The organism is Caulobacter sp. GW821-FHT11E11 (assembly GCF_058808315.1).
Genome location: NZ_JBXARO010000010.1, coordinates 43,872 through 68,247 on the forward strand (window position 1 = coordinate 43,872; position 24,376 = coordinate 68,247).

Annotated in this window: 18 protein-coding genes; 4 read left to right on the plus strand and 14 right to left on the minus strand. The window is 71.1% G+C overall.

Annotated elements, in window-relative coordinates; translation table 11 throughout:
- Positions 1-39: 39 nt before the first annotated feature.
- The 3 genes from AC1RR5_RS22855 to AC1RR5_RS22865 are packed head-to-tail and all read left to right on the plus strand — an operon-like array spanning position 40 to position 3,885.
- Complete coding sequence (locus AC1RR5_RS22855; RefSeq protein WP_492925359.1) at positions 40-423, plus strand: response regulator transcription factor; 384 nt, start codon at positions 40-42, stop codon at positions 421-423.
- Positions 420-1,058 carry a chemotaxis protein CheX gene (locus tag AC1RR5_RS22860; protein WP_492925361.1) on the plus strand — a complete coding sequence of 213 codons (639 nt, stop codon included), beginning with the start codon at positions 420-422 and terminating at the stop codon, positions 1,056-1,058. Before AC1RR5_RS22855 ends, AC1RR5_RS22860 begins: the two co-directional genes overlap by 4 nt.
- A 46-nt stretch (positions 1,059-1,104) precedes the next feature.
- On the plus strand, positions 1,105-3,885 hold the full coding sequence (locus AC1RR5_RS22865; protein ID WP_492925363.1) for a PAS domain-containing protein: 2,781 nt from the start codon (positions 1,105-1,107) through the stop codon (positions 3,883-3,885).
- On the opposite strand, the gene AC1RR5_RS22870 is transcribed toward AC1RR5_RS22865, so the two are convergent.
- The 13 genes from AC1RR5_RS22870 to AC1RR5_RS22930 form a co-directional block, all read right to left on the minus strand.
- Positions 3,882-4,610, minus strand: coding sequence for a hypothetical protein (locus AC1RR5_RS22870; protein WP_492925365.1), 729 nt, complete (start codon positions 4,608-4,610; stop codon positions 3,882-3,884). The genes AC1RR5_RS22865 and AC1RR5_RS22870 overlap by 4 nt on opposite strands.
- Positions 4,607-6,703, minus strand: a complete 2,097-nt coding sequence (locus tag AC1RR5_RS22875) for a protein kinase domain-containing protein (protein WP_492925367.1) — start codon at positions 6,701-6,703, stop codon at positions 4,607-4,609. The genes AC1RR5_RS22870 and AC1RR5_RS22875 overlap by 4 nt, the downstream gene beginning before the upstream one ends.
- Positions 6,700-7,095 carry a hypothetical protein gene (locus AC1RR5_RS22880; protein ID WP_492925369.1) on the minus strand — a complete coding sequence of 132 codons (396 nt, stop codon included), beginning with the start codon at positions 7,093-7,095 and terminating at the stop codon, positions 6,700-6,702. The genes AC1RR5_RS22875 and AC1RR5_RS22880 overlap by 4 nt, the downstream gene beginning before the upstream one ends.
- A complete protein-coding gene (locus AC1RR5_RS22885; protein WP_492925371.1) occupies positions 7,092-9,674 on the minus strand; it encodes a hypothetical protein in 2,583 nt (860 codons plus the stop codon). Before AC1RR5_RS22885 ends, AC1RR5_RS22880 begins: the two co-directional genes overlap by 4 nt.
- A complete protein-coding gene (locus tag AC1RR5_RS22890; RefSeq protein ID WP_492925373.1) occupies positions 9,671-12,382 on the minus strand; it encodes a hypothetical protein in 2,712 nt (903 codons plus the stop codon). The genes AC1RR5_RS22885 and AC1RR5_RS22890 overlap by 4 nt, the downstream gene beginning before the upstream one ends.
- Complete coding sequence (locus AC1RR5_RS22895) at positions 12,379-12,930, minus strand: hypothetical protein (protein WP_492925375.1); 552 nt, start codon at positions 12,928-12,930, stop codon at positions 12,379-12,381. The genes AC1RR5_RS22890 and AC1RR5_RS22895 overlap by 4 nt, the downstream gene beginning before the upstream one ends.
- Positions 12,927-14,519: a hypothetical protein gene (locus tag AC1RR5_RS22900; protein WP_492925377.1), complete on the minus strand. Its 1,593-nt coding sequence runs from the start codon at positions 14,517-14,519 to the stop codon at positions 12,927-12,929. Before AC1RR5_RS22900 ends, AC1RR5_RS22895 begins: the two co-directional genes overlap by 4 nt.
- A complete protein-coding gene (locus AC1RR5_RS22905; protein ID WP_492925379.1) occupies positions 14,516-16,072 on the minus strand; it encodes a hypothetical protein in 1,557 nt (518 codons plus the stop codon). The genes AC1RR5_RS22900 and AC1RR5_RS22905 overlap by 4 nt, the downstream gene beginning before the upstream one ends.
- A complete protein-coding gene (locus AC1RR5_RS22910) occupies positions 16,069-16,695 on the minus strand; it encodes a hypothetical protein (RefSeq protein WP_492925381.1) in 627 nt (208 codons plus the stop codon). The genes AC1RR5_RS22905 and AC1RR5_RS22910 overlap by 4 nt, the downstream gene beginning before the upstream one ends.
- A gap of 77 nt (positions 16,696-16,772) precedes the next feature.
- Positions 16,773-17,951 carry a ComEC/Rec2 family competence protein gene (locus tag AC1RR5_RS22915; protein WP_492925383.1) on the minus strand — a complete coding sequence of 393 codons (1,179 nt, stop codon included), beginning with the start codon at positions 17,949-17,951 and terminating at the stop codon, positions 16,773-16,775.
- On the minus strand, positions 17,951-20,329 hold the full coding sequence (locus AC1RR5_RS22920; RefSeq protein ID WP_492925385.1) for a TonB-dependent receptor: 2,379 nt from the start codon (positions 20,327-20,329) through the stop codon (positions 17,951-17,953). Before AC1RR5_RS22920 ends, AC1RR5_RS22915 begins: the two co-directional genes overlap by 1 nt.
- Before the next feature lie 96 nt (positions 20,330-20,425).
- Entirely contained in the window at positions 20,426-21,391 is a 966-nt protein-coding gene (locus tag AC1RR5_RS22925; RefSeq protein ID WP_492925387.1) for a FecR family protein, read from the minus strand.
- Positions 21,357-21,977: an RNA polymerase sigma factor gene (locus AC1RR5_RS22930; RefSeq protein ID WP_492925389.1), complete on the minus strand. Its 621-nt coding sequence runs from the start codon at positions 21,975-21,977 to the stop codon at positions 21,357-21,359. The genes AC1RR5_RS22925 and AC1RR5_RS22930 overlap by 35 nt, the downstream gene beginning before the upstream one ends.
- A gap of 177 nt (positions 21,978-22,154) precedes the next feature.
- Here AC1RR5_RS22930 and AC1RR5_RS22935 point away from each other — a divergent pair, with 177 nt between their 5' ends.
- On the plus strand, positions 22,155-23,165 hold the full coding sequence (locus AC1RR5_RS22935; RefSeq protein ID WP_492925391.1) for a LacI family DNA-binding transcriptional regulator: 1,011 nt from the start codon (positions 22,155-22,157) through the stop codon (positions 23,163-23,165).
- Here AC1RR5_RS22935 and AC1RR5_RS22940 read toward each other — a convergent pair.
- A complete protein-coding gene (locus AC1RR5_RS22940) occupies positions 23,162-24,361 on the minus strand; it encodes a YeiH family protein (protein ID WP_492925393.1) in 1,200 nt (399 codons plus the stop codon). The two genes, AC1RR5_RS22935 and AC1RR5_RS22940, sit on opposite strands and share 4 nt — an antisense overlap.
- Between the last annotated feature and the right edge of the window lie 15 nt (positions 24,362-24,376).

The window sequence follows — 24,376 nt, forward strand, 5'->3', positions numbered from 1 at the left end:
TTCGCCGCCTCGCAAGGGTGGCAAGGTTGGAGAGGTTTCATGGGGACGACGGTTCTGATCGTCGACGACAGCAAGCTGGCCCGCATCGTGGTCGGCAAGGCGATCGCGGCCCTGCAGCCCGAGTGGCGCCGGCTCGAGGCCGGCAATGCGGACGAGGCGGTGTCGCTGTTCGAGAACGAGAAGATCGACCTGGTCGTCCTGGACTTCAACATGCCGGGTCGTGATGGCCTGGAGCTGGCCGAGGAACTGCGCGGGCGGTTCGCCGATATGCCGATCGCGGTCGCCACGGCCAACGTCCAGGACGAGATCGTCGCGCGCGCTCGCGCGGCTAACGCCACTTTCATCGCCAAGCCGGTCACCGAGGACGGCATGCGCGGCTTCATCTCGGGCGCGGCCTTGCGGCTGCGGTCGAGCGGCCAATGACCGTTCAGGCCATCTTTCTGGAAGAACTCGAGCGCGACGCGCTCACTGAGCTGGTCAATATCGGCGTCAGCCGCGCCGCCAGCGGCCTGCGCAAGATGGTTGGCCAGCAAGTGCTGCTGTCCGTGCCCTCGGTAGAGGTCATGTCGCGCGCGGGCGCGGCCAAGCTGATCCAGGAGCGCGAGGCGGGCGAACTGGTCGCCGTACGCCAGGACTTCGAGGGCGTGTTTTCCGGCCGCGCCCTGCTGATCTTCCCCCAGGCCAACAGCCTGGCCCTGGTCCATGCGGTCACCGGCGGCGCGCTTTCGCCGGGCGAAGCGATCGAAATGGAAGACGAGGCGCTGGCCGAGACAGGCAATGTGGTGCTCAACAGCTGCCTGGCGACCATGGCCAACATGCTGCAGAAGCCTCTGCAGATGTCCTTGCCCGAGGTGTTCCGAGGCGACGGCGCAGCGCTGTTCAGCCTGTCGGCCAAGCATGCCGAGGGCGGCGTGGTGCTGTTCCTCTACATCAACTTCGCGATCAACGACCGCGACATCCGCGGCTATATCGCCATGCTGATGGACCTGCCGTCGCTGCAGGCCCTGCGAGCACTGATCCACGACTTTATCGAACGCGTCGCTGGCGACGTCGCGTGACGTGCGTCGTTGAACCTATTGCCGAGCTTGGCGTTTTAGCGACGTCATGAATGACATCGTCGATCCAGCGATCCGCCGAGTGAACCGGGGGGCGGCCGCGGACCTGGACGCCTTGCGCGCCTTGGCCGGTCCGCTGTTCGACGCGCTGGTCGGTTCGGGCATGGCGGTCGCCGTCAGCGATCCGCGCCGCAAGGACGACCCGATCATCTTCGTCAACGCCGCCTTCGAGGCTCTGACCGGTTACGACGTCGGGGAGACCCTTGGCCGCAATTGCCGATTCCTGCAGACCGCCGAGACAGACGCCGAAACGGTGGCGGGGATCGCCGCCGCCCTGGCTCGATCCGGCGCGGCCAACGCCGATCTGCTGAACGCCCGCCGCGACGGCTCTAAGTTCTGGAACCGCCTCAACATCACCACCGTGCCCGATGCGAAGGGGCGCCCGGCCTTTCGCATCGCGACCCAGGCTGATGTCAGCGGCGAATATCGCAACGAGGATCTCGGCCGTGAACTCAATCTCACCCGCCAGCGGCTGATCGAGGCCAAGGAGCGGCTGCGAGTCGCGCAGGCCGTGGCCGGCGCGGCCGGCGCCTGGGAGTGGGACATCGCCAGCGGCCGTCTGGTCGCCGACGCGCGCTTCGCCAGCCTCTATGGTCTGGATCCGGTCCAGGCCTCACAAGGACAGCCGACCTCGGTCTTCTTCGACACCGTCTTCGCGCCCGACCGCATGCGCCTGAAGATCGCCGTGGCCGGGGCGCTCAACGGGGCCGAGGTCTTCGCGCGCGACTATCGCGTCGTGGTCGACGGCGAGGTGCGCTGGGTCTCGGCGCGCGGCCGAACCTTCCTGGACGAGCAGGAGAACCCGGTGCGGTTCTCCGGCGTCCTGGCCGACATCACCGACCAGAAGCGCGTCGAGGAGCGTCTGCGGATCGCCCAGACCGCCGGCGGCATTGGCAGTTTCGAATATCTGAGCGGCTTCGGCACGGCCGAGGTTTCCGACGAGTTCTGCCGCCTGCTGGGCCTGCAGCCGGCCCGTAGCCTGCCGATCCGCACGATCAACTCGGTCATGCATCCCGATGACCCGCCGCTGATCAGCGGGCGTGAGCGCGACATCGATATCGGCGCGGCGTTCCACGAATTCCGGATCCGACGCGCCGACACCGGCGAGGAGCGCTGGCTGGTCTGCCGCGGCGAATACCAGCAGGCGCCGACGGGCGGCGTCAGCTTCATCGGCGTGCTCTACGACATCACCGCGACCAAGCGATCCGAAGCGCGCCTGCGCACGCTGGCGGCGGCGCTGGAGGAGCGGGTCGAGGTCAGCCAGCAGGAGCGCGACCGGATCTGGAACCTGTCGCGCGACCTGCTCAGCATCGGTGACCGTACGGGCGTCTATCGGGCGGTCAATCCGGCCTGGAAGGACCTGCTGGGCTATGACGCGTCCGACTTGGTCGGCGTGCCGATGGGCGGGCTGGTCCATCCCGACGACAAGGCCCACGCCCGCGACCATGCCGCGGGATTGCTGGCCGGCGACGCGGTCGCGGACTTCGACTGCCGGGTCCTGGCCAAGGACGGCGCCTATCGCTGGATCAACTGGACCGCCGTGCCGGAAGGCGACGTCGTCTACGCCGTCGGGCGCGACATCACCCAGCGCAAGCTGCTGGAAGACCAACTGCGCCAGAGCCAGAAGATGGAAGCCGTCGGCCAGCTGACCGGCGGCCTGGCGCACGACTTCAACAACATGCTGACTGGCATCCTGGGCGGCATCGACATGGTCCGTCGCCGCATCGGCGAAGGCCGCGTCGCCGACGCCGACCGGTTCCTGGAAGCGGCCATGCAGTCGGGCCAACGCGCCGCGGCGCTGACCCACCGCCTGCTGGCCTTTTCACGCCGCCAGTCGCTGGACAGTCGCCCCCTGGATGTCGAGACGCTGGTCGGATCCATGGAGGAGCTGCTGCGGCGAACGCTGGGCGAACAGGTCCGCCTCGAGACCGCCGTCGCCAAGGATGTCTGGACGGCTGTGGCCGATGACAACCAGCTGGAAAGCGCCATCCTCAATCTGGCGATCAACGCCCGCGACGCCATGCCTCGCGGCGGACGCCTGACCATCGCGGCCCGCAACGTCGTGCTGTCGGCCGAGCGGCTGGCCAAGAGCGACCGGGCCGAGCCCGGCGACTATGTCGAGCTCAGCGTTTCCGACACGGGCCTGGGCATGTCGCCTGACATCCTGGGCAAGGTCTTCGACCCGTTCTTCACGACCAAGCCGCTGGGGCAGGGCACGGGTCTTGGCCTGTCGATGATCTACGGTTTCGTCCAGCAGTCGCGGGGCCACGTGGAGATCGAAAGTCAGGAGGGGACGGGCACGACGATCCGCCTCTTCCTGCCGCGCCATCACGGCGACGTCGCCGAGACAGCGGCCGACCAAGATGAAACCACGCACGTCGGCGCGGGCGAGACGGTGCTGGTCGTCGAGGACGATCCGTCGGTCCGCATGCTGGTCATCCAGGTGCTGGAAGAGCTCGGTTACCGGGCGATCGAGACCGAGGGCGGCCGCGACGCCACGCCGATCCTGCAGTCTCGCCGTCCGATCGACCTGATGATCAGCGATGTGGGCCTGCCGGGCCTGAACGGACGCCAACTGGCCGAGATCGCCCGCGAAAGCCGGCCGAACCTGCCGATCTTGTTCATGACCGGCTATGCCGAACAGGCCGCCGACCAGGCTGCGTTCCTGGCCCAGGGCATGGAGATCATCACCAAGCCCTTCGCCATTGACCACCTCGCTCGCAGGATCGGCGCGATCCTGGAACGTGCGGACGGTTCCGCCACTAGCTAGTCCCGAGGCTGGCCGTTCTCCCAGAAATAGGCCTCGCGCACGGGGTCGTAATAATAGAACCGGCCGACATAACGATCGAAGTACTGACGCCGGTTCGGCGTGTGGGGCCGCGCGGCGGCCGGCGCTCGCTCCTCGACTCGGTCGGTGACGATCTCGCTGTCCTGATCGGCGGGTCCCGCCGCGCGGTCGGCGGTGTGGGCCGGCGCTTCATAGAAGACCGTGGCGCCCGTTTCGCCCGTCGCGGTGGCGGCGAAGCGCGAGGTGTCGGCGCCGACCAGCGTGACCAGCTTGGAGAAGCGGTTGGGGCCGTACTTCTCGTCATTGGTCACGTCGAAGTCCAGGCGCAGCTGCACCTCGCAGAGCAGGCCGCTTTGCTTGACCTCTTGGGTGATGCGCGCGACGCCGCTCAGGCGGTCGTGCACCTCCTCGCGGCAGGAGGCGTTGTCGGGCCACAGGTAATAGTAGCGGCCGATCAGGTCGTAGTTGGCGTTGGCCTCGTTGCGGCGCTTGAGGTCGTAGACCGCGACCACGTCCCGGCCGCACGGATCGGCGGCCTGGGGCGTCATGCGCTGCACGCCCCGGTACGACGCCTTGAAGGCCAGGGACTGGGCGAACGTCCGCGCCTGGTCGCAATCGCCCCGGAAGGCGCTCTGGGCCTGGGCTTGCGTCGCGGCCGCCAGGACGAGGGCGGCGCTGGCCCCCACGAGAGAACGCATGGTTGTCATGGCCTGGCTCCTTGGCAGGTGGCGACGGCGCGGACCTGGCAGTAGTTGACCCCGTTGGGGCAGATCGTGTCGCCGGCGCGGACCGAGAGGGTCTCGCCGCCTTCGCTGTCGCAGGCGGCCCGACCGGCCAGTTCCAACGAAGGCGAGAAGTTCGTGGTCGGATCGACCTTGATGAAGGCCGAGGCCGTCCAGGTCCGCAGGACCGGACGTGGTGCGGGCGGGGCCGCGGCCGGGCGCGGCGGGAGTGTCGTCGCGGGTCTTGGCGGCGTCCTGACGAGCGGCGGGGCAGGTTTGGCGGGCGCCGGCTTGGGTTTGACCGTCGGCTTGGGCTCAGGCGCGGGCTTGGTGATCGCCTTCTTCTCGACGGGCTTTTCGGGCGGCGGCGCTGGGGGCGGTTCGACCTCGACCGGCGGCGGCCGCGTTGCCGCGTCGATACGGGCCAGACCCTTCTCGCCCTGGCGCTGCAGAGCCGAGCCGTCGCCGAGCTGGGCCACGCGCGCATAGAGACCGCGCGCCTCGGCCAGGCGTTCGGCGTCGCCGCCGGCTTGCTCTTCCAGGAACTGGCCCAGGGCCAGCACGGCGTCGGCGCGACTGCCGGCGGCGGCCTGGCGCAGACGCGCTCCGGCGGCGGCCGGATCAGGGGCGCGACCACCTTCGCCGTGGGCCAGCATCTGGCCCAGCGCCAGAGCCGCGTCGTCCCGGGCTCGCGCCGTGTCGGGTCGGTCGTCGTCCGGAGCGCCGGCGGCGCGCTGCAGCCAGTCGAGCGCCTGGTAGGCATAGGTCCCGCGATCGGGATTGGCGGTCTCGCCGGCCCGCAGGCGATAGAAGGCCCCGAGCCGCTCCATGGCGGCGGGCTCCCCGGCCGCCGCGCGCGCCGTCGTTCCGGTGTCGAACCGTTCTGGCAGGCGCAGGCCTTGGGCGGGCGCATCCGTACAGCGCAGCCGCCAGCCGTCAGCCGCCGAGACCCACTGACAGCCTGCCGGCGCGACGGGGGCCGCGGCCTTGGGCGCGCTGGTGAGAACGGGCTTGCGCTGAGTCTGAACCAGCTTGGGTCCAACCAGGGCGACAGCCGCGACGACCACGACGGCTAAAGCAGCGCCGGCCGCCCACCAGCCGAGGCGGCGGCGCACCGGCGTCTCACGCGCCAGAGTGAGCGGCGCGTCGACCGGTTCCGGCGGCGTCTCGACGGCCATCGGTAGGGGAGGCAGCTCGAACGTGTCCGCTTCCGGCTCCGGCGATGTTTGCACCAAGCCATCGAACCAGGCGCCGGTCTCGGGCCCAAGGCCCAGCCCGGAAAGCCAGCCCGAAGCGTCGGCAGGCCGCGCCTCGGCGGCGGGCGCGAGACCGGCCTCGATCCCGGTGCGCAGGGCGGCGGGAACGAAGACGTCGCTCGGCCAGGCGTTGTCGCCGGCCACGCGGGCGGCGAGATTGGCGGCCGGCGGCGCGCGCCCCGTCAGCAGGCGCTGGAGCAGGGCGCTGGCGGCGTAGAGGTCGGCGGCGCGGTCGATCGGGTGACGAAGCGCGCCGTCATGGGCCTCGGGCGGCGCATAGCCGGGCTCGACTAGGCCGTCCTGGCTGCGCAGCGCCCGGAAGAACGGGCGACGATCGACCATGAAGCCGGTCAGGCGCAACGTCTCTCCGTCGATCAGCACCGCGCGGGGCGCCAGGTCTCCATGGATGATCCCGGCCGCGTGTAGCTCGCTTAGCGCCTCGGCCAGGCGGCGGGCGAAGGCGGCGACGACCGGCTCGGCTACGGGGCCGGGGTGCTCGGCCAGCCAGGCCTCCAGCGTCAGGCCGGACGGCGGTTGCAGCCAGAAGACGCCGCTGGCCGCCCGGACCACGGCCTCGACCGGCAGGGCCGCGCCCGGAGCGTCGGCTCGCAGCTTCCGGCCGAGCGCCTCGAAGGCGTCCATCGCCGCGGCGTACGGGCCGGCCGCTTCGGGGATCGGGACGAAACGCACCGCCTGCACCGTCTCGCCCTCGACGGCGTACGTCTCTAGCGACCCGGCGCGACCCAGCGACCGCAGGCGCAGGGGCTTGCGGTAGCCGTCGACCTTCAGACGAAGCGGCGCCTCGGCCTGGAGGAAGGTCATGGCGTGTCTCCACAGTCGGTGACGGCCCGCGACGCGGCCTCGATGATCCGATCGGCCTCCGGCGGGGCCGGCGCATCAATCGGGGCGAGGGCGACGCGGATCGGCGTGTCTGAACCATCTCGACGCCAAACGCTTTCGGCCCCGCCTCCGTTGAGTCCCAGCGTGGCGCGCATCAGAGCTGGATCGGCGGCCAGGCCCGAACAGGCGAAGAAATGCGGCCAGTCGCGGGTGGCGGGGCTGTCGGCGGCGACCTTCACGGCCAGCCAGCGCGGCGCCGTCGCCTCGACGCTGGGCGCGGGCGAGGGGCGGGCCATCCAGGCGCCAAGCCCGGTGGCGGCCAGTCCCAGGGCGACGGGCAGGACGATGGCGAGATAGGAGACGGAGCGCTTCATGATCCGTCTCCGGCGATCCAGGCGTGGGCGGCTTGTGAGCGTAGGACGGCGGCGGCGACGGCCAGGGCCGGAGTTTCCGCCTGCCGTTTGTCCTGCAGATTGACCACGATGGTCAGGCCGCGCACCGGCTGGCCGTCGGCCTGACGCACAGCGACGACGGCGATGGCGTGACCGTCCAGCAGCGGCGGTTCGGTCGCGCGCAGCGGCAGGTCGACGACGCGGCCGTCCGGCTCGGGCTCGAAGTCGCCCGGCCGGCAGTTGCGATAGCCGCAGGCGTAGCGCAGCATCTCCGCCGCCGCCTGCTCGGCCAGATCCCGCCGGCCGGCGACGCGGACGCGGCAGCGCGTCTCCTTGAGGTCCAGGATCTGACGCGTCGCCTCGGCCTTCGATTGGGGCGCGACATAGCCGAACTTGAGCATGCCCGCCGAGGCGTCCCAGCGCAGGCCGCAGTCGCCGCGCGCCAGCTGCCGTAGCAGGGCCGCGCCGGGCGCGCTGGGGACCTCGCCGGCCACCTTCATGGTGCCGGTCTTGCCGTAGAGCGCCACGTCCGGGCCGTAGCCCATGGCGGCGAACTCGCGGCCCAGCCAGGCGGCGGTGCCGGTCTTGACCACGCGCGACAGGCCGTCGAGCACCGGCCCACGCACCTGCGGGCTGCGCATCGGCAGCTCGGCCCCGGGCGGGCCGGCGGCGGCCGGGGTCAGGCGGGCGCGCACCTGGCGGCCGGTGACGATCCGCGAATAGACCTCGGCCATCTTGATGGCGCTCCAGGTCGAGCGGCTGCCGCCCAGCACGGCCATCAGATAGTCGTTGCGGAACGAGGCGACGGCGTCGAAGCCCAGCCGCTCGCGTTCCGGCGACGCGCCAGCCAGGGGTGAGGCGCAGGGCGGCGCGGCGCCGCTCAGACCACGCCAGACGGCGACGTCATAACGGCAGCCGCCGCCCTGGCCGGCGTCGAGATCGAAGAGCCTCGCCAAGCGGTCGGGCCAGGGCGGGCCCCTTCCGGGCGGCGGTTGCAGGACCCAGCCGAACGGTCCGGGCGCGGTCGCCTCGCCGAACACCGGCAGGGGCGGGACGTCAGTGCGGCCTTTGCCCTCCAGCGACCAGGCCTCCACCGGTCCCGGCTGGACGCGGGGCGGAGCCGGCGGCGCGCCAGGGTCGCGATAGGCCAGCATCATCAGCGCCAGGGCGTAGCGGTTGTTGGAGTGCTCCAGGAAGGTCGGGAAGTCGGTCATGCCCAGGCCGTGGTTGTCGAACCCGCCCTTGCCCAGGTCCATGCCCAGCACCGTGCGGATGCGGCCCGTGCCGCCGCCCTGGATCTTCAGGCTCGCCAGGCCCGGATCGGCGTCGAGAATGGCTAGGGCGAACGGACCCTTGACCATCGAGCCGACGGGCAGGCGCTCGAAATTGTGGTTCTGGTCGATCAGGTTCTGGCCCCGGCGTGTGCGGCGCTGGGCGGGGGCGAGGTCGGTTTCGGCCAGCGGCCAGGAGCCGACAGCCAGCACCTGGCCGGTAGTGGTGTCCATCACCGTCACGGCGGCCTTGAAGGCGTCGCCGGGATCGGGCTTGAACCCTGGCGTCGCGGTGGCGCGCACCGTAGCGGCACCAGCGGTCAGGGCGTCCTGCGCGGCCTGCTGCAGTCGCGCATCCAGCGACAGCCGCAAGGGCGTCGGCGGCCGACCGGTCATGGCCCGCTCGATCGGTTGGGCCAGCGGTTGCAGGGCCGGGAAGTAGGCGCGGGCGCCCGAGGGCGTGCCGTGGGCGATGTCGGCCGCCCCGCCGTCGAGCCGCAGGCGCAGCACCGACTGGCCGGTGCGTAGGGTCAGGGTTTCGCCCGGCGGCAAAGGCGTGAGGGTCACGTCGCCATCGGCGTGCGGGCGCACGTCGCGCGCGCCGACCCGGATCTCCAGGATGGACGGGGTCTGTACCCGCACCACGGCCTGGTCGCCAACCAACATCACCGACCCGACCGAATGAGGCGGCTGGTCGCCGTCCTTCAGGCAGATCGAGAGCGCGCGCCGCGGTCCGTCCGCGACGACCCGACGCGTCGGCATCAGGATGTCGCACGCAGCGGCCGGAGCGCCTTGCGGTTCCAGGCGGATCGCGGCGGGCGGCGGCGTCCCCAGCGGTTGCAGGCGCAGGCCTGGGGCCGCGCCGCCCCGGAACTGGATCGGCCCGCCCCAGGCGCCGCCGCCCGAGAACGGCCGGTCGATGTGGTGCGCGAACGGGTCGATGCCCTCGACCCATTGGCCGTCGTCGCTGAGCCGCCAGACGGACGGGTCCTGCAGGTCGCCGCGTAGGTAGGAGGCGTTGACGAAGGCGCGCAGGCGCGGATCGCGGCCGACCGGGCCGTCGCGTAGGGCGATGCGCGGCTCGCCCTCGGCGTCGTAGCGCACCGATAGCCACTGGCGCTGGGCGATGGCGTCGACCAGGCGGTCATAGCCGCTGGCGGGACCCTGGCCCGATGACCGGCCGAGCGCGGCCAGCACCGCTGGAGCCCCAGCGACGAGGGCGACGACGGCGACCAGGGGCGTGGCGACGGCCAGGGCGCGGCCCCATTTCGGCTTCGGGCGGCGGCTCATCGCTTGGCCTCCGAGGCCAGGCCCCAGACGGCCAGGGCGATCAGGATCGCGCCTTCCAGCAGGTCGCCGCCGGAGGTCGGGGCCAGCAGATAGGCGTTGCGGCCGGTGAACGGGACCAACTGCAGATTGGCCAGGGTCATGTAGGTCGCCGCGCCGAACAGGCACCACAGCGCCAGGAGGCCGGTAGCGCGTCTTGCGTCGAGGGCGACGGCGCGGTTCAGGTTCCAGACCGCGATAGGCGCGACGGCCAACAGGGCCAGGAAGAGACCCGTGGCCAGGCGACCGAAAGGGGACATCAGGTGGACGGCGGTCAGGTTGTCGGTGGCCTGGACCGGCTTCAGGGCGGTGAGATTGGCCGGGGAGAGATAGCCGCGCCCCAGCAGCGAGCCGGTGTAGTCGGACAGCTGCGCCGACCAGATCTTCAGCCCTTCGGCTTCCGTGGAGACGTCCGCCCCCAGCGCCTCGGGCGCGGCGATCAGGTAGAGCCGCAGCAGGTTCTGGCTGGCCTTGGCCTGGCGGTCCAGCGTCGCCAGGGCCTGCTCGTCGCTGAGGCCGCGCTGCATCTGGGCGGTGTGGCCCAGGTGCTCGGCGCGGGTAGCGCCGACCGCGCCCAGGACGGGCAGGGCGATCAGCAGAGCGGCGGCGGTGACGATCGGCGTCGCCCACGGGATCCGCGCAACGCCGCGACGCCACGCGAGACCGGCGGCGACCCCGGCGATCGGCAGGAACATCAGGGCGTAGCCGCTGTCGCGCACTGTGAACGGCACGACGAAGGTCGCCAGCGCCAGCAGCGCCCAGAAGACGATCGGCCTGACCCAGCCGGCGGGGTGGACCTCGGACGCGGCCAGCAGGCGGCCGAAACCGAGCAGGATCAGCGGGGTGTAGACGACACTGATCGCCAGCACGGTCACGCCCAGATCGATGCGTTCCTTCCAGCCGATGGCCCCGACGGCCAGGCGAACGACCAGGATGATGACCAGCAGCAGGACACCTGACGCCCAGGGCGATCCGGGCTTGGGGGCTGGCTTGAAGCGATCCGCCAAGCGCGCGCGCCAGGCGACGGCCAAGCCCCAGGCGGCGAGCAGCAGCAGGCTCAGGACGCTGAGGTGATGGGTCCAGGCCAGGATGGCGACGGCGGCGAGCGGCGGGGCGAGGTCGAGCGTCAGGTCGCCGGGCTTGCGCGGTTCACCGGCTCGCGCCCAGGCCAGCAGTGCGGCCGGGACGGCGACATAGGCCAGGGCGGCGTCGCCAAGGATCTCGCGCCAGTCCAGCGCCGGGTCGGCCTCGGCGGCGGCCAGGCCGATCAGGAGGCGCAGAGCCAGCAACAACTGCAGCAGGCTGAGGATCACCCAGAGGCTGGGGCGCCGGTGGAAGACATCTCGGCAGGTCAGCAGGACGCTTGCGGTCCAGGCCAGGACGATCAGCACCGCCGGCCAGGGCGTCGCCATCCGATCGAGCGACAGGTGCGCGGTCCGCAGGGCGGGCACCGTGGCGGGGACATCCAGCCTGGCGCGGTTGAAGCTGTCGCAGGCCGGACCTTGCGGCAGGTTCGGCGACGCGCGCAGGGCGTCGGCGGTTAGGCCGCCGACCACGGTCGCCTCCAGGCCCAGGCGGCGGGGTGGCGCGGCGCGGTCGCAACGGCCGACGACCTCGGTCGGCGGCGTGGCGAAGGCGATGTCGGCCTGGCCGTCACGCTCGGCGAGGACCAGGCTGCGGCGCAGTTGCAGGCTGCCCCGGCGGGCGTCCTGTCCGTCGATGGCGCCATCGACGAAGCGCGGCTCGAAGATCTCGACCGCGATCCCGGTCCCGAGCGGAATGGGCGCGGGCGTAGCGTAGGGGACGACCTGGCCGCCTCGCGCGATCCGCGCGCCGGGATCGGCCAGCACGATCGACCAGGCGTCGCCGCCGAAGCCGCCCTTCTGGAACAGGAAGCTGCGGGCCGGAGTGCGCGCCGCGCCCTTGCCAACGCAGAGCCACCGGTCGCAATCGGCCAGCACGCCGCTCGCTTTGGCGGTCCGGGACTGGGGGAAGAAGTCGCGCAGCGGATGGATCGCCTGGAGCGGCGTCCAGTCGTTGACGCCGCCGAACGCCAGCAGGGTCTTGCGCTCGGGCATGGCCGGGCCGGCATCGGCCTCGGGCAGAGCTTCAACCCTGCCGTCACGCCACTCAGCCGGAGTGAAGGTGCGTCCGCGCATCACGGCCCAGGCGGCGCCGGCACGCTCGCATGGGGCCTGAACGCAGACGGCGTCGCCCTCTGCGAAGGACAGGGCGGCGGGCCAGGTCAGCTTTCGGCCCTGGCGCAGGGCGATCACCGCTGGCGGCGGCGCGATATCGGACCCGGCGACCACGAGGGCCAGCGGCGGGGCGTCGCCGCCGGTCGACAGGTCGGGCTGCACCGTGGCGAAGCCGGCGGGCAAGCGCGGTATGACGAGGTCGTCGCGGCTGGCGTCGCCGCCCAGGCTCAAGGGGAACTGGCGCACCTCGGCCGTCAGCCGCAGCAGCGACAGGCGCAGATCGCCGGTGCGGCCTTGCGCGGCGGCCGTGAGCAGGCAACCCACGACCAGGACCGCCGGCGCGACGACGCCGACGACCAGGGCGGCGACGCGCTGCGCCGACGGCTTGCGCCGCGCCGAGGCGCCGTCCGCCGTTACACGCCAGAACGCCAACCCCAGCGCCAGGCAGGTCAGACCCAGCAGGACGCCACTCATCCGCTGCCGGCCCTCCGCGCCGTCCCGAAGGTCGACCGGCCCAGCAGGCGCCAATGGTCATGGGCGCGCTTCAGCGCCAGCAGCCGCCACAACGCCAGGCCCAGGGCGGCTACGGCGGCAGCGATCAGGGCCGGCCAGCCGAACTGCGGCCCTAGGGCGACGATCACCGGTGACACCGCCGCGACGTGCTCGACGGGAGCGGCGCAGAGGCTGGCGTCATTGCGCGCCAGCGCTAGCCGCGCCTCGCGGAAGGCCGGGTCGCCGTCCATGCCGGCGCCCGTGCAGAGCTCGCGCCTCAGCACCGCGCCCTGCGTGTCGCCAAGCGCCGCGAGACGCTCGGCGAAGGCGGGCGCCGGCGAGGACCAGGGCTCCAGTTGCGACAGGCCCAGCCGTTCGATCCACGGCCCGCCGCCCCGGGTCGGCGCCGCGCCGACCGTCGCCGTTCCGAAACTCGGCGCGACGCCAAGCATCCAGGCAAGCGCGGCCACGGCCAGCAAGGCCATGACGCCACTGGCGACCAACGAGCCTATGCCGTTGTGGCGGCTCACGGCGCCGACTCCGCCACCGGTGCCTCGGCCGGCGGGCGTCGGCGGAACAGGCCGGCCACGCCGTCCCAGGTGCGGCGCTTCTCGGTGTGCTCCTTCAGACGCAGCAGGGCGCGGATCAGCTCGGTGACCCCGACATGGCTGAGCCGGTAGTTGATGGTCGTCGAACCGCGCGCCACGCCCTCGAAGGCGGTGGCGAACTGGAAGCTGGCCAGGGCGAACCACTCGTCGATCTGGCGGGCGACCCCGGGGCGCAGGGTGTTGAGCATGGCATAGGCGTCTGCCTTGCGCGGCTCGCGTCGCAGCATGCGCAGCAGGTGGGCCGCCTGCGGATGACCCTGCAGCAGCCGGCGGATCGGCAGCTGCACCGCATCGGACTTGTGGGTCAGGTCGTCGCTCTTGGAGAGGACGATGAACATCGGCTTCGTGGGCTTCTTGCGTTCGGCCTCTCGGCTGCGGTCGAACACGGCGTAGGCGTCGATCGACGGGTCGAGGTCGGGGCCGCCGCGCTCTTCCATCACCACCATCAGCTGGGCCATCAGGCCGACGCCGCTGATGTAGTCGCCCAGCTCCTCATGTTTCGAAGCTAGGCGCTGCAGGGCTTGCTCGACGCCGCCTTCCAGCAGCCGCTTGCGCTCGCGCACCAGGGCCTTGAGCTTGGCTTGGGCCTTGCCGTCGCCGGCGTCCGTAGCCTTGCGGGCCTGGGAGATCTGGCGCTTCAGCGCATCGACCTTGTCGATCAGCGCCTGGGCTGGCGGCAGGGTGGAGAGGTCGACGGACGGCGCCTGGCCGGCGGCCGCGCGGCGCCACAGGACGTCGTGGGCCAGCTCCGACAGCAGGGTCTCGTCGGCCGGCAGCAAGGTCAGGAAGGCATGCCCCGTATAGATCAGGTGCCGCATCAGGGTATTGGCCTCGCCGAGGAACGAGCCCTCCACGGCGCGCAGGAAGCGCTCGCCCGGGATGTCGATGACGTAGAAGTCGTTGGCGCCCTTGCGGAAGCGGTGAGCCGTGAACAGCGTGGTGTTCTCCACGTCGCCCGGCGGGGCGCGACGGGGATAGCAGGCATAGGCGTCGCCTTCCTGCAGCTCGTACTTCAGCCGGTTGAGGAACCAGGTCTTGCCGGCGGTCGGGAAGCCCAGCAGCACCACGGTGAAGACGCCAGACTCGCGGATGCGGCGCAGGGTCTCGACGTCGAGCTCGCGGGTGGTCTGGCCGACGATCGGCGCGGCGTCGGCGGGATCAGCCTCGGCGGGCTCGGCCTTCGGGGGCGCGAAGGTCGACGGCTCGGCTGCGGCCGCGGCGGCCTGGTCGACCTTCTGCTCGACCAGTGCACGCAGGCTCTCGCTGACCCCCTCGGGCGCTTGCGGCGTGGTGATTGGCGTTTCAGGCGGCGGCGCCTCGGGCGGCGTCATGCGGCGCAGGGTGTCGATGACCTCGCCCATGGTCACCCCGGCGGCAGGTGTATCCAGCGCGCGAGCCGGGAGCGCCTGGACAGCCGGCGTCGCGGTGCGCCCCTCGGCCAGGGCGCAGTGCGGGCAGTCGGCGAAGTCCTCGTGCGAGAAGGTGTTGGTGCAGATCTCGCAGTAGATCATCGCGCCGTCCTCCCGTCGCTGGCCGCCGAAACTAAGGCCCAGGCGGCGCGGGTGAAGTCGGCCGGGCGCGGGGCGTGGCGCAGGCCGGCGGGGATGGCCCGCGCCGCCAGCTCGGCAGACCGTTCGGGGGTGAAGGTCTTGGCGGCCGCCAGCACCGCCGGGTCGGCGAGGGCGGCGTCGGCGCTGGACGGCGGCTTGGCCAGCAGGGCTGACAGGGCGACGCGAACCCGAGCGCCGTCTCGGGGCAGGCGCAGGCAATGCTGCCGCAGCAGCGCGCCGGCCAGCCATCGGGTCGCTTCGTCGTCGAGGAGCGTCAGGGTCGTGTCCAGGGCAGCGTCAAGGAAGGTCGGGCCGGCGACGGCCAGATCGTCCGCGAAGTCCGGGTCCGTCGCCAGCTTCGCCGCCCACAGGCGCACGACCGGAGAGAGATCGAGGTGGCGGGCGACATCGCCCAGCCAGGTCGCGACCTCAGGCTGGGCCATCACCGCGTCCAGCCCGCGCAGGGCGCTCAGGGTTGCGGCGTCCGCGCCGTCCGCGAGCCCGCGCACATAGAAGGCCGTCCCTTGCGCGTCGGCGACAGCGACCAGGGCGTCAAAGGTCTCGGACACGCCCTCACGCAAGGCCGCGCTGGCGGCGTCGGCGCCATCGGCATGGCGCATCACCGCCCGCAGCAGCGCGACCATCTCGGCGGGCGTCAGCGCGGCGCAGGCGCTGGCGATCTCCTCGAACATCACGTCGTCGGCGGGGAGGCGAGCCTTGTCCTGCGACCACTGCGCCGAGCGCAGGGCGGCGGCGGCCGGCTCCCGCTCGGCGATGGCGGCCAGCTTCAGCCAGGCCTTCCAGGCCAGGGGCGGTTCGGCCGTAGTCTTCAGCGACGAGAGTTCATGCGTGGCCTGAAAGGCGACCGGGCTCTCGGCCGAGGCGTGGGTCACTAGCCTGAAGATGCGCGCGGGATCGAGGTCGCCGGCCGGCGCGATCAGGCTGGTGCTGGCCCAACCGGTCAGGCGGGCGCGTTGGCTCGGGGGCTCGATGCTCTCGACCAGGGCGGCGAGCGCGGCCTCGGGGTCCTCGTCGCCTACGTCGATGGCGATGTCGCTCCAACCGATGCGTGGCGCGGCCAGCGGGCGGGGGGCGGCGGTCGCCAGGCTCTTCGGCGAGACCATGAGTGGTTCCAGGCCGAAGGTGGCGTCCTCCGGCTCGGGCAGCAGGCTCAGCAGGCGCGGAGAAGCCCAGTCGATCGCGTCCAGAAGAGTGGCGTCGACGATCAGCAGGTGGGCGACAGCCACGGGACCCAGTTCGCCTTCGCCCAGATGGCGGGCCCGCGCCACGGCGAAGGCCGAGCCATCGGCGGCGAGCGGCAGCATGGCGACGAACCGCTGGCGGCGCAGCATGGCCCAGCCGGCCAGCGAGAGGGCGAAGTCGGCGAGACGCGCCTGCTGCTCGGACGTCGGGCGCGGGCCGGCATAGCGCCGCAGGCCGTAGTTGCGGCCCTGGGCCTTGGGACCGACGACAGCGGTCGGGACCGATCGTTTTGTGAGGACGCCAGCGGTCATGGCTTCGGCGTCGTCGTCTGGTCGGTCGGCGATGCAGGCGCTGCGCCGACGGGCTGGCTCGAGCGCGACGCCGCCTCGTCATTGGCCGGGGCGGGGCGACCCAGCTCGCGCGGCGGGGATCGCGCGGCGGGCTTGGCGGCCGGCGGCGCTGTGCGCTGGGGGCGGGGCGAGGGCTCAGGCGCGGTGGCGACAGGCGGGACGGCGGCTTGCGCGGGTTCGTCAGCATCCGGGGCGATCGGCGCGATCGGCGCGGCGGAAGCGGTCGTCGCGGGGGGGAGAGCGTCCTGGGTTCTTCCGGCCTGCAGGCCAAGAAGGTAGCCGACGCCGAGCAGCGCCGCGGCCGCGATCGCCATGAGCGCCATGCCCCAGGGTGGGACGCCCCAGAGACCCCTGGCCCTGGCGCGCTGTTCGAGCGCCTCGGCGATCCGATCGGCGGCGTCGGCGGAGAGGACTTGATGCTGTTCGACGACGGCGTCCCGGGCCGCTTCGCCCACCGCTCGGGTCAGGGCGGTGGACAGCGGCCCGTCAGGATCGTCCTTCACCGACTTGCCAGCCCATTCCAGGATCAGGGCCGCGAGTTCGCGTCGCAGAAGTTCGACGTCTGGAAAATGGCCGTCCGCCATCGCTGGTCCTCGCTCGCCGTCCGGCCGAGCCCCAGCATCTCCCGTCCAACATGAAGCGCGCCTGAACGAGCTTGGCCTTAAGCCGGCCAGGGACCCCAGGTCGCCAGTACGCGATCGTCCTCGTCGCGGTTGTCGGTGACGACCACCCGCCAGCTGCCGCCGCCCGGCGCGACCCGGACGATGACGTGGCCGCCGCGCGCGGCCAGGCGATCGGTCAGCCACTTGTGGGCCAGTTCATTGGCGGGCGAGAGGCCGGTGGCGAAGACGTCGCGGGGGCCGGGGTAGAGGCGCTGGCTGAGCATCCGCTCCAGGGCGTCGGTGCTGGGGTGCGCGACGTGCCAGCCGGGGATGATCCAGGCGCGGGGCCTCAGCGCTCGCGCCACATCCGCGCCGGTGGCGTCGAACATGCCGTGGTGGGCGGCGACGGCGACGTCGACCGGGCCGGCGGCCTGGGCGGCGGGCGTTTCGACATCGCGCCAGGGCAGGGTTCCGTCGAAGCTGTTGCTGGTCAGGTCGCCGGCCGCGAAATAGCCGAACGCGCCGTAGCGCAGGTGGATAGCGGCCGAGCAGGCGTTCTCGTCGGGGATGTCGTCCTTGGGCAGGGTGTCGATCGGCGGGAAAAGGCGACGGGTCTCGGCGCCGCGCCCGGTCCAGACCTCGCCGTTGGCGGCCAGGTTTCGGATCTCTGCGCCGGGCAGGGCCAATTGGTTGGCGGCGCCGACCCGGAAGCGCTCAACCCGTCCACCGCTGCGGACGCGCTCGCGGGCGAAGGCGACATAGGCCTTCAAGAACGGCGCGTCCGACGGCTTGGGGAAGACGTAGTCGGGATAGTCGCGGTCGACCAGCTTGCCGATCGGCAGGGCCTTAGCGACGTCGTAGAGGCCGTCGATGTGGTCGGGATGCAGGTGGCTGACTAGGAAGGTGTCCAGCTTCGGCGCACCTGTCGCGGCCAGATGCCGGCGGCCATAACGACCGATCCACTCGCCGGGGCGACGCTCGGCGCTGGGACGAGCGTCCAGGCTGGCCGGCGGCGGCGTTGTCGAGGCGCCGGCGTCGATCATCAGGCTGGACCCGTCCGGCCCGATAATCAGCGTGGAGTCGCCCTTGCCGGTGGCGATGTGGTGGATATCCAGGCCGCCGCGCCGCCAGGGGCGCAGCGGCTGGCCGACGACGTCTTCGTTAGCGGGAAGCGGGGCGGCCGCGCCCAGCGCTGCGGCGCCGAGCAGCAGGCCGCGCCGGGTCACGACCGTCGCCATCAGAACTTGGCCGACAGCATGACGCCGACCGTGCGCGGCTCGCCCAGATACTCGGCCAGCACGCCTTGCGTGGACGGGGTCAGCAGGAAGTCGACATCGCCCAGGTTCTTGGCCCAGGCCGTCAGCATCCAGCGGCCGTCCTGGCTCTCGTAGCCCAGCGACAGGTTGGTCAGGGCGTAGCTGTCGATGTGCAGGTTCGGGTCCTTGGTCGCGCCGGTGTAATAGCTGTCGGTATAGGCCCAGCTGATCGCGCCGGTGACATAGCCCTTGCCGCTCAGCGGGATGCGGACGTCGGCGGCCAATGACCCCTTATTACGCGGCGACGATCCCAGCGGATTGCCGGTGTTCACAGCGCCGCCGGGAATGACGAAGTCGTCGTAGACAGTGTCGAGCAGGCCGTAGTTGGCGCTGAGGTTCAGCCAGGGCAGGGGGCGCCACGCCACCTCGACCTCGGCCCCCTCGACCGTGGCCTGGCCGGCGTTGGTGATGGTCAGCACCCGGGTGACGTTGTTGAAGAACAGCTCCTGCTTGTCCTTGTAGTCCATGTGGAAGACCGAGGCGTTGATCCGCAGAGTGTCGGCCAGCCACTGGGACTTCACGCCCAGCTCGTAGTTGGTGACGGTCTCGGGATCGAACGGCTGGGCCAGGGCGGTGATGACGGCCGCGTCGGTGTTGAAACCGCCGGCGGTGTAGCCGCGCGTGACGCTGCCATAGACCTTGAAATTCTCGCGCGGCGTCCACGACAGGACGGCGCGGGGCGTGACCTCGCTCCAGTCGGCCTTCAGGTCGCGGGCGGTGAAGCTGCCGGTGGCTGGGCGGATGAAGTCGGTGCGCAACAGCGAGGCGGTCTTCTCGTCGTGGGTGTAGCGCGCGCCCAGGGTCAGGTCGAAGGCGGCCGGCAGGTGCAGCGTGCCGTCGACGAAGGCGGCATAGCTCTTGGTCTTTACGGCCTGGTCGGTCAGGACGTCGGAGGAAGCCACGCCCGTGACGGCGGCCAGGCTACGGGTGCGCAGCTGGCGCTTGGCGTCCTCGTCCGCGAAATAGGCACCGGCCACCAGGTCGCCGCGCGACCACTTCGGGCTGGCCCAGCGAACCTCCTGCGAGAACAGGCCGACGTCGTCGACATCGCGATTTACCGATTGGGTGTTGGTCCCGATCAGAAAGCGGTAGCTGGCGCCGGTGCCCGAATAGTCCTCTCCCGACTGCGACCAGCGATAGCCGGTGACGGCGGTGACCTGGCCGGCCGGGGCGTTCCAGTAGATCCGGCTCGAGGCGCCCCATTGATTGCGGGCGAAGCCCTGGTTGTAGCCCAGCTCCGAGGTGCGGCGGTCGCCGTCCGAGCCGGCGGCCTTGGACGACAGGGTGCGGCCGCCGTTGTGGTCCTCGCCATAGTCGGCGCCCAGCAGCACCTCGATGGCGTTGTTGGCCTGGATCCGGGCCTGGGCGCGCAGGCTGCGGCTGTCCAGGTCGTCCTGTTCGCGGCCGGTCAGGCGGTCCTTGCCGTAGCCGTCGTGCTGCTTGAGCGAGCCGGCCAGGCGAAAGGCGAGGGTGTCGCCGACGGGGATGTCCACGCGACCGTCGACCTGGCGCAGGCCGTAGTCGCCCGCGCCGACCCGCACCGAGCCCGCCGTGTCGCCGAAAGCCGGCTTACCGGTGTCGAGCACGATGGCGCCGCCGGTGACGTTGCGGCCAAACAGGGTGCCTTGCGGGCCTTTGAGCACCTGCACCGAGTTCAAGCCATAGAGCTCGAAGGTCGCGGCGCTGTTGCGGGGGATGAACAGGTCGTCGATGACCACGGCCACCGGCTTGTTGGCGCCGATCTGGGTGAAGGTGTTGGTCGCGCCGCGCACGGCGATGGTCGGGCTGGACTGGCTGAACGCCGAGACCAGCAGGCCCGGCGTCAGGCGCGAGATGTCGCGCAGGCTCTCCAGGCGATAGGTCTCGACCGCGCGACTGGAAAAGGCGGTCAGCGAGATCGGCACGCCCTGGGCGGCTTCCTCGCGCTTCTGGGCGGTGACGATGATGGTGTCCAGCGCGGTCGGCTCGGCCTCGACGGCCGTGGCGGTCGGTGTCGGCACTCGCCGCAGGACGATGACGCCGTTGCTGTCGGAGACGATCTCCAGGCCCGTCCCCTCGATCAGCTTGCGCAGCGCGGTGCGGGCGTCCATCGGGCCTTTCAGGGCTGGGGTGCGGACGCCTTCCAGCCCGTCGGCCGGGGCCACGACCTGCAGGCCGGCCTGGCGGGCGAAGGTCGAGATGGCCGAGGCCGCGCTCTGGGCGGGCACGTCGAAGGTGCGCTGCTGGGCCATCGCCGGAACGGCGCAGGCCAGGAGGGCCAGGGCGGCCGCGCCGCCGGCCAGGGTTTGCTTTCGCATCATGATGGTGTCGCCCCGAAATCCGCCGGTCCCGCGCCGGCCTCATCGGGGTGGAGCCTCGATGTCGAAACTCCCGCCATGCTGTCCTCGAAAAAAGTTTCAGCCGCGGCTCAGGAGGACGCCGTCGGCCTGCGGGGTGGCGGTCAGGCCCAGGCTGAGCGCGGCGGCCTTGGCGAAGCCGTCGGGGTCGCTGGCCGAGAACAGGCCGGTCATCTTCAGCTTCGCGACCGTGGGGTCGTCGATGACGATCCGGCGGTCGGAATAGCGGGCGAACTCGTCGGCGGCCTGGCCCAGGGTCAGGCCGTCCAGGTCGATCTGGCCCTGCCGCCAGGCCATGGCCCGGTCGACGGCGGCCGAGCCGACGATCGTGGGCGTAAGGGCGCCGGCGCTGGCCACCTGCACGGCGTGCTCGGCGGCCAGGCGCACCGGCTTGCCTTCGGCGCCGCGCCAGACGTCGACCACGCCTTCGCGGACGATGACGCCGACCTGGCCGTCGGCGTGGGTGCGGACCGTAAAGCTGGTGCCGACCGCTCGCACGCGGACGTCGCCGGCCACGACGACGAAGGGCCGGGCGGGGTCCTTGGCGACGTCGAACAGGGCCTCGCCGCGCAACAGGTCGACCCGCCGCATCTTGCCGTCGAAGGCCGCGCGGATCGTGGTGTCGGTATTGAGAGTCACGGCCGAGCCGTCGGCCAGCGGCGCGCGGCGGATGTCGCCCTTGGCGGTCGTCACTCTGCCCTTGAGACTGAGCGCGCCATAGCTCACGGCCCCGACCACCGAGGCTGCGGCCAGCAGGCCGCCGGTCGCCAGCAGGCGGCGACGGTCGGCGGCTTTGGCGGTGGGATGGGCGGCGGGCGCGAAGTCGGCGCCCAGACCCTGGGCGCGATCCAGATGGACACTGACGGCCAGGGCCTTGGCATAGGCGCCGGCCCGGCGCGGATCCTGCGCGGCCCAGGCCTCGAGGGCGGCCTGGTCTGCGTCCGACAGCGGCCCCCGATCGACGCGCGCGGCCCAGGCGGCCGCGGCGGCGTCAATGTCGGCGCTGCTGTCTCGGATCGTGGTCAAGTTTACTCTGGTCCTGGGTACGGGGGTCCTGGTCGATACGGTCCTTAGATGCCTGGAAGCGTCCGTTTCCGCCACGCCCCAATGCATTCATCAGCACACCGATGCCTTTTCCGACGTGCTTCTCGACCGTGTTCTCGGAAACGCCCATGCGCTGGGCGACCTCGCGCTGCGACAGGCCGTGCACCTTGCGCAGGGTGAAGGCCTCGCGGCACTTGGCTGGCAGGCCGGCGATCAGGGCGGCGATGCGGCTCAGTTCCTGGCGGTCGGCGGCCACGGTCTCGGGCGAGGGCTCGTCGCTGGGCGGTTCCATGCCCTCGGCTTCGGCGAGCGCCTCAAAGGCGACGATGCGGCTGCGACGTAGCGAGCGCATCACCACCGACTTGGCGACCTCGAACATGTAGGTGCGCCCGTTGAGGATGTGATCCACCCGTTCGAGGGCGGCGAGGATCGCGTAGGTCTCCTGGACGATGTCGTCGACTTCCAGCCCGGCGAGCGGACGGCGGGACAGCCACGCGCGCAGCGCAGGCTCGTGCGGCAGCGCGTTGCGCGCCAGCCAGATCGCCCGCTCGTGAGTGGCCAGAGTCATGAGCCCAGCTTGCTATCAGCCGTTTGTGACAGCCAGCCGTAAGCGAAGCGTCTGGTGGGGCAGGCAGGCGGGTTGCAGCTTCGCGGGCAGAATTCCCCGCGAGTTGAAAACATTGAAGGCGGTCGCGGCAATGGATAGCAATGGGATCCTATCCGCGATGCCAGGCGAATCCCGACTATGCGTGCGACGATCAAGGACGTTTCCGCCCGCGCGGGTGTTTCGACCAAGACCGTGTCGCGCGTGCTCAATCGCGAGAAGTACGTTTCCGACGAGGTGCGCCAGCGCGTCGAGGAAGCGATCGAGGCGCTGAGTTTCCAGCCCAGCGCCGCGGCGCGCATGCTGGCGGGCAAGCGCAGTCACCAGATCGCTCTGATCTACGACAACCACAGCCCGCACTACATCCACCAGATCCAGACCGGCATCTGGGAGCGTTGCATCGAGGAGGGGGTCCGGCTTCTGGCCCAGCCCAGCGATGCGGCCTCGCCCAACCTGGCCGCCGAGATCGGGGGACTGATCGACCAGACCCAGGTCGACGGCGTGATCCTGTCCTCGCCGGTGACCGACAATGTCGCAGCGCTGGAGGAACTGGACCGCCGCGGCGTGCCCTATGTGCGGATCTCGCCGGGCACCGATCATGGCCGCAGCCCTTCGGTGTCGATGGACGACGTCCAGGCGGCCGACGACATGACCAGCCACCTGATCACGCTGGGCCACCGGCGGATCGGGTTCATCATCGGCCACGTCAACCACACCGCCAGCGACCTGCGGCTGTTCGGCTATCGCCGAGCACTGGATCGCGCGGGCCTGCCGTTCGAGCCGCGTTATGTCCGCCAGGGCTACTTCGACTTCGCCTCGGGGGAGGCGGCGGCTGACGCGATGCTGGACCTGCCCATTCCGCCGACCGCGATCTTCGCCAGCAATGACGACATGGCCGCGGGCGTGCTGACGGTGGCGCATCGGCGCGGGATCGCCTTGCCGGGCGAGCTTTCCGTGGCGGGCTTCGACGATACGGCGCTGGCCAGCCAGCTGTGGCCGCCCTTGACCACGGTGCGCCAGCCGACCCGGCAACTGGCTCACGCGGCCGCCAGTCTGCTGTTCGAAGGCGTTGAGGGGCCGGTCAACCGCCGCCTGGCGCACGAGCTGGTGCTGCGCGGCTCGACCGCCCCGCCGAGCAAGGCGTCCAGCTAGGCGTGGATGACGAAGGTCGCCGCCGCGACGCTCAGCACCAGGGCCAGGGCTGAGGCGATCAAGATCGCCACGAGCGGCCGCCAGCCGGTCTGGGTCAGGGACTGCATGTTCGAGCGGATGCCAGTGGCCGTCACCGCGCAGGCCAGCAGGGCGGTCGCGCCCTTACCGGCGGCGTCCGCCGCGGCATGCGGGATCAGGCCGAACGAATTGATGGCGGCCACGCCGAAGAAGCCGATCACGAACCAGGGCAGGACCGGCGTTGAGATCTTGGCGTCCGGATCCTTGGGGATGAACAGGGCGACCACGGCCATGGCCGGCGCTAGCAGGGCCACGCGGGTCAGCTTGACGATGGCGGCTGTCTCGCCGGCGGCGGGCGAGAAGCTGTAGCCTGCCCCCAAGGCCTGGGCCACGTCGTGGATCGACGCGCCCAGCATGAAGCCCGCGCGCAGGTCGCTGAAGTGCAGGTGGTGGGCGAGGGCGGGGTAGAGCGCCATGGTCACGGCGCTGCAGGCCGAGATGCCGACCAGGACCAAAGTCAGCTGGGCCTGAGCGATCCGCTTCTCGCCCAGCAGGCTGGCGAAGGCCATGGCCGCCGACGCGCCGCAGATCGCCACGGCGCCGCCGCACAGCGCGCCGAAGGCCGGGGAGAAGCCCAGGCGGCGCGCGGCGATGACGCCGCAGCCCAAGGTCAGGGCGACGATGACGACTATGGCCGCCAGGGCCTGCGGGCCGAGCTGAGCCATCTGGCCGAAGGTGACGCGGGCGGCGACCAGGACGATTCCCCAGCGCAGCAGCGTGCGCGAGGCGACGGTCAGGCCGGGCTCTAGCCGGGAATCAACGCTCAGGAAGTTCATCGACAGGCCGAACAGCAGGCACATCAGGGTCAGTGGCGCGCCATAGTGGTCGGACACATAGGCTGCCGCCAGAGTTGCGAGCCCTGCGAGCGCCAATCCGGGCGCGTATGTCGAGAAGCGAGCCATTATTCTCCCCAAATACGTCGAAATCCGCCGAAAAGCGCTCGATCTTGTTCTGACACCGTTATCATATTGGCAGACATGAGCAAGCATCCTCGATTTTCGTCGTGCCGGAAAAATGGGGCGATATTTGAGGTATTTCAGCATGATATGTGGGTTTATGTGAAAATGCCGTTCCTGAGCGCATGCTTCGATCGTTGAAAAACCACCGTTGCCAGACATTCAAACGTGCGTAAT

Bases quoted from the DNA above. Each gene is read 5' to 3' on its own strand.
- AC1RR5_RS22855 (WP_492925359.1), top strand. From the start codon at position 40: ATGGGGACGACGGTTCTGATCGTCGACGACAGCAAGCTGGCCCGCATC.
- AC1RR5_RS22860 (WP_492925361.1), top strand. From the start codon at position 420: ATGACCGTTCAGGCCATCTTTCTGGAAGAACTCGAGCGCGACGCGCTC.
- AC1RR5_RS22865 (WP_492925363.1), top strand. From the start codon at position 1,105: ATGAATGACATCGTCGATCCAGCGATCCGCCGAGTGAACCGGGGGGCG.
- AC1RR5_RS22870 (WP_492925365.1), bottom strand. From the start codon at position 4,610: ATGACAACCATGCGTTCTCTCGTGGGGGCCAGCGCCGCCCTCGTCCTG.
- AC1RR5_RS22875 (WP_492925367.1), bottom strand. From the start codon at position 6,703: ATGACCTTCCTCCAGGCCGAGGCGCCGCTTCGTCTGAAGGTCGACGGC.
- AC1RR5_RS22880 (WP_492925369.1), bottom strand. From the start codon at position 7,095: ATGAAGCGCTCCGTCTCCTATCTCGCCATCGTCCTGCCCGTCGCCCTG.
- AC1RR5_RS22885 (WP_492925371.1), bottom strand. From the start codon at position 9,674: ATGAGCCGCCGCCCGAAGCCGAAATGGGGCCGCGCCCTGGCCGTCGCC.
- AC1RR5_RS22890 (WP_492925373.1), bottom strand. From the start codon at position 12,382: ATGAGTGGCGTCCTGCTGGGTCTGACCTGCCTGGCGCTGGGGTTGGCG.
- AC1RR5_RS22900 (WP_492925377.1), bottom strand. From the start codon at position 14,519: ATGATCTACTGCGAGATCTGCACCAACACCTTCTCGCACGAGGACTTC.
- AC1RR5_RS22905 (WP_492925379.1), bottom strand. From the start codon at position 16,072: ATGACCGCTGGCGTCCTCACAAAACGATCGGTCCCGACCGCTGTCGTC.
- AC1RR5_RS22910 (WP_492925381.1), bottom strand. From the start codon at position 16,695: ATGGCGGACGGCCATTTTCCAGACGTCGAACTTCTGCGACGCGAACTC.
- AC1RR5_RS22915 (WP_492925383.1), bottom strand. From the start codon at position 17,951: ATGGCGACGGTCGTGACCCGGCGCGGCCTGCTGCTCGGCGCCGCAGCG.
- AC1RR5_RS22920 (WP_492925385.1), bottom strand. From the start codon at position 20,329: ATGATGCGAAAGCAAACCCTGGCCGGCGGCGCGGCCGCCCTGGCCCTC.
- AC1RR5_RS22930 (WP_492925389.1), bottom strand. From the start codon at position 21,977: ATGACTCTGGCCACTCACGAGCGGGCGATCTGGCTGGCGCGCAACGCG.
- AC1RR5_RS22935 (WP_492925391.1), top strand. From the start codon at position 22,155: ATGCGTGCGACGATCAAGGACGTTTCCGCCCGCGCGGGTGTTTCGACC.
- AC1RR5_RS22940 (WP_492925393.1), bottom strand. From the start codon at position 24,361: ATGTCTGGCAACGGTGGTTTTTCAACGATCGAAGCATGCGCTCAGGAA.